We start from the raw sequence: 3,401 nt of genomic DNA, 5'->3' as shown, positions 1-3,401 counted from the left end.
CAGCGGTTCGTGGCGTCCCACCGGGCCTGGCTGGACGGTGTGGCCTGGCAGATCGCGAACCAGGCGGGTGCCCGCACGCCCTCGCTGGACGACTACGTCACCCTGCGCCTCCACTCGGCGGGCGGCGCGCACGGCGGTGGAGGACCGCGACGACCGGCGCGACGACGAGGACCGGGACGCGGGCGACGCGGACATCGAGGAGATCCTCGACGACCTGGAGGACCTGCACCGCAGGCTGCGGCGCCGCGCCAGGCGCCACGAGCGCGGCGGCGAGCCGGGGCGGGGCCGCCGGACGGAGGACGAACTGCACATCGTCACCGACCAGCTCACCCGCCTGGAGCGCGAGGTCCGGGAACTGGCCCGGCGCGTGCGGGGCGAGTCGTCCGACGAAGACGCGCGGTGAGCCGGCGCCGGGAAGGCCGCGAGGGCGCCGACGGGCCGCCGGACCGGGCGCGGCACGCCAGGCGCCTGCGCCTGGACGCGGACGGGCGGTTGTACGATCCGGACGAGCGGCGCTTCGTCGAACCGCGAGAACTGTGCGACGACATCCGATCCGGGCGGACGTTCAGGGCGTACCGCGCGGAACGCGGTGACGAGTGCACGAACGAGATCCTGGTCCGTGTCCTGCTCGCCTCGCTGACCGGCCCCTCGGCGTGGGCGCCGCCGCCCCCGGTTCCGGCCTCGACGCCGCGGGGCGCCGGTCCGCCGGTCCGGCCGGGATCGGCGGGCGGGCCGTCGATGCGCTGCCGTCCGCCGTCGTCCGCGCCGGCCGGAGACGCATGAGCGCCCGGCGGCTCCTCACCGTGGCCAGGGAGCTCGGCGGGCTCGCCGGCGGCGGGGCGCTGCGGACGGTGACGCGCGGAGACCCCGCGGACGGCCGGGACACCCCGCGCGCCGTCCGGCTGGCGCTGGAACGGCTGGGCCCCTTCTACGTGAAGGTCGGCCAGATGCTCTCCACGCGTCCCGACATCGTCTCCCAGGAGATCATGGCCGAGCTGGCCAAGCTGCACGACCACGTGTCGGCGGCCCCGTTCCCGGCCTTCGAACCGGTCCTGGCCGCCGAGCTCGGGCCCGGCTGGAGGGACCGGTTCGACCGCATCGACCCCCGGCCGCTGGGGTCGGCCTCGCTCGCCCAGACCTACCGGGTGACGCTGCGCGGCGGGGGCGACGGCGTCCTCAAGGTGCAGCGGCCCGACATCCGGTCCCTCGTCCTGGCGGACATGGCGATGATGCGCAGGACGGCGCGCGTCCTCGTCCGGGCCTTCCCCGCCTTCAACGCCGTCATCGACATCGAGTCCGCGCTCGGCATCATCTTCGACGCCATGGGCGCCGAGCTGGACTTCACCGCCGAGGCGGCCAACATGGAGCGCGCCCGGGACCTGGTCGCCGACTCCGAGCACCTCGCCGTGCCCGGCGTGGTCTGGGCGACCCCGAGGGCGATGGTGCAGACGCTGGCGCCGGGGCGGTCCATCCGGGAGGTCGACCGGCGGTCCCTGACCGAGGAGCAGCGGGTCGGCATCGGCCGCGAGCTGCTGGCGTTCATGTACCGGGGCTACTTCGTCGACCGCTTCTTCCACGCCGACCCGCACCCGGGCAACATCCTGGTGGCGCCGGGCGAGAGGGCGCACCTCATCGACTGGGGCATGGTCGGACGCGTCGACCGGCGCATGAGCATGACGCTGATGACCATCCTGCTGAGCCTGGCCCACAACGACGGGCCGGGCCTCGCCCGCGCCTGGCTGGAGCTGGGCAAGGCCGCCCCCTGGGCGGACATCACGGGTTTCGCCGGGGACATGGCGATCCTGGTCCCCAAGGTCGCGACCGCGTCGCTGGAGCAGCTGGACTTCGGCGTCACCCTCACCTCCGTCCTCAAGTACTCCACGCGGCGCGGGATCCAGACCAGCCCCGTCGTCTCGCTGCTGGGCAAGTCGTTCGCCAACATCGAGGGCTCCGTCCGGTACCTGGCCCCCGAGCTGGCGCTCACGGAGGTCTTCGAGGACGAGCTGCGCGGCATCCTGTTCCATCTGGCCTCGGAGTCGCTGTCGGAGATCCAGGCGGCGCGCACGGCGATGGACCTGCTGATCGGCAACACGCTGGCGCCCGAGCAGTTCCGCGGCCTCGCCCGCGACATGGCCAACCGCGAGCTCACCGTGCGGCTGGGCCTGCTGGGGGACAAGAGGCGCCGTCCCAGCGTCATGTCCGGACGCGGGGCGCAGGCCGCGCTGATCGCCGCCGGCGTCCTGCTGTGGCGCTCGCGGACACGACATGAACGCTGAGCGCGGTGCGCTCGTCCAGCCGTCCACCGGGCGGCTCCGGGCGCGCATCGACGACGTCCTCACGACGTTCCTCGGGGCGCAGCTGTACAAGATCGGGGACCGCGAGATCCACACGGTGTTCACCACGGTCACCGAGTTCATCCTGCACGGCGGGAAGCGCATCCGGCCGGTCCTGTGCTACTGGGGGTGGCGCGGCGCGGGCGGCGGCGAGGGCCAGGAGATCCTCCGTGTCGCCGCCGCCCTGGAGGTCTTCCACGCGTTCTGCCTCATCCACGACGACATCATGGACGGCAGCGACCTGAGACGCGGCCGCCCCACCGTCCACCGCGTCCTGGCCGACCGGCACGCCCGCTCCCGCCGCCGCGGGAACTCCGAGCGGTTCGGCGCCGCCTCGGCCATCCTGCTGGGCGACCTGTGCATGACGTGGGCGGACGAGCTCCTGCGCACCAGCGGCCTGGACGCCCCGCGGCTGGCGACGGCGCACCGGCACTACAACCGCATGCGGTCCGAGCTGTTCTACGGCCAGTACCTCGACATGCTGGAGCAGTCCCGCGGACCGTCCTGCGCCGGGCGGTCGATGACGATCGTCCGCTACAAGACCGCCAAGTACACCGCCGAACGCCCCCTGCAACTCGGCGGCGTGCTGGCGGGGGCCTCCCCGGCCCTCCTCGCGGCCTACTCCGGGTTCGGGCTGGCCCTGGGCGAGGCGTTCCAGCTCCGCGACGACCTCCTCGGCGCGTTCGGGGACCCGGCCGTCACCGGGAAGCCCAGCATCGACGACTTCCGCCAGGGCAAGCCCACCGTCCTGATCGCCCACGCCCTCCGCCGCGCCGCCCCCGCCCAGCGCCGGCTGATCGACGCGCTGTACGGGACGTCCCAGATCGACGAGGCGGGAGCCGGGCGGCTCCGCGAGGTCCTCCGCGACACCGGCGCCGTCGCGGCCGTCGAGGCCATGATCGCCGAACGCGGCGAGCGGGCCCTGTCCATCCTCACGACCGCCCCCGTCCACCCGTCCGCCCGCCAGGCCCTCTCCGAACTCACCACCGCCGCCCTCCACCGCACCGCCTAGCGCACCCCGGGGAGACCGATCCACTGCGGGAGACGCTCCCGGGGGGTGTTCCGGTG

Annotated in this window: 4 protein-coding genes and 1 pseudogene; all 5 read left to right on the top strand. The window is 74.1% G+C overall.

Annotation, left to right across the window (positions count from 1 at the left end; all coding sequences use genetic code 11):
* Window positions 1-9 precede the first annotated feature (9 nt).
* Window positions 10-114: pseudogene (locus tag E1298_RS52075) on the top strand (hypothetical protein); the annotation flags it as partial.
* A gap of 22 nt (window positions 115-136) precedes the next feature.
* On the top strand, window positions 137-403 hold the full coding sequence (locus tag E1298_RS49030; protein WP_165975972.1) for a hypothetical protein: 267 nt from the start codon (window positions 137-139) through the stop codon (window positions 401-403).
* Window positions 400-783, top strand: a complete 384-nt coding sequence (locus E1298_RS49025; protein WP_165975971.1) for a hypothetical protein — start codon at window positions 400-402, stop codon at window positions 781-783. The genes E1298_RS49030 and E1298_RS49025 overlap by 4 nt, the downstream gene beginning before the upstream one ends.
* Window positions 780-2,276 (top strand): ABC1 kinase family protein, encoded by a 1,497-nt coding sequence (locus tag E1298_RS45385; RefSeq protein ID WP_131903562.1) that lies wholly within the window; start codon window positions 780-782, stop codon window positions 2,274-2,276. Before E1298_RS49025 ends, E1298_RS45385 begins: the two co-directional genes overlap by 4 nt.
* Window positions 2,266-3,345, top strand: a complete 1,080-nt coding sequence (locus E1298_RS45380) for a polyprenyl synthetase family protein (protein ID WP_131903561.1) — start codon at window positions 2,266-2,268, stop codon at window positions 3,343-3,345. The genes E1298_RS45385 and E1298_RS45380 overlap by 11 nt, the downstream gene beginning before the upstream one ends.
* Window positions 3,346-3,401 lie beyond the last annotated feature (56 nt).

Source organism: Actinomadura rubrisoli (assembly GCF_004349215.1).
GTDB classification, from domain to species: domain Bacteria; phylum Actinomycetota; class Actinomycetes; order Streptosporangiales; family Streptosporangiaceae; genus Spirillospora; species Spirillospora rubrisoli.
Note: the sequence above shows the minus strand (reverse complement) of the source record. Positions and strands in the feature narration are given on the sequence as shown.

Bases quoted from the DNA above. Each gene is read 5' to 3' on its own strand.
- E1298_RS45385 (WP_131903562.1), top strand. From the start codon at position 780: ATGAGCGCCCGGCGGCTCCTCACCGTGGCCAGGGAGCTCGGCGGGCTC.
- E1298_RS45380 (WP_131903561.1), top strand. From the start codon at position 2,266: ATGAACGCTGAGCGCGGTGCGCTCGTCCAGCCGTCCACCGGGCGGCTC.